Here is a 512-nt window from a genome sequence, read left to right as displayed (position 1 = left end):
AACCCGTCCCGCACCTCCGCGGCCCTGGGCGGCCGCACCTGGCTCCGGGAACACCACGACCCGGCACGCCTGGTGCAGCGGCTGGCAGGACTCTACGCCGAGGCCGCAGCCGGATAGACCGGCCGGCTCCGCGGGTGCCTGGAGATGCCGTGGCGGACGCGGGCTCAGCGGTGTTCTTCCACCGGCTTCCCGCTCTTTCCGAGGCCGGCCAGGGCGGCCTGCTCCGCGAAGTCCGGCACGGTGGCCACCACCTCTTCGAAGGTTCCGGCGGCCGCCACCGTTCCGCCGCGCATGAAGAACACGATGTCGGCGTCCCGGATCGTGGCCAGGCGGTGCGCCACGGTGATGACGGTGACGTCACCGTGCAGCTGCCGGATCGCCGTCGTCACCGCCGCCTCGGTGGCGGTGTCGAGTGCCGAGGTGGCCTCGTCCATGACGAGCACCCGGGGGTTGTCGTAGAGGGCGCGGGCGATGCCGAGCCGCTGCCGCTGCCCGCCGGAGAGCGCCATGCC

Annotated in this window: 1 protein-coding gene; it reads right to left on the bottom strand. The window is 73.4% G+C overall.

Going from position 1 to position 512, the window contains the following annotated elements:
- Window positions 1-164: 164 nt before the first annotated feature.
- Window positions 165-512, bottom strand: a 348-nt coding sequence (locus AC5RUJ_RS18225; RefSeq protein WP_494156516.1) for an ATP-binding cassette domain-containing protein, incomplete at its 5' end; no start/stop codon positions are given.

The sequence above is a fragment of the Arthrobacter sp. Y3223164 genome, from assembly GCF_059091005.1.
Note: the sequence above shows the minus strand (reverse complement) of the source record. Positions and strands in the feature narration are given on the sequence as shown.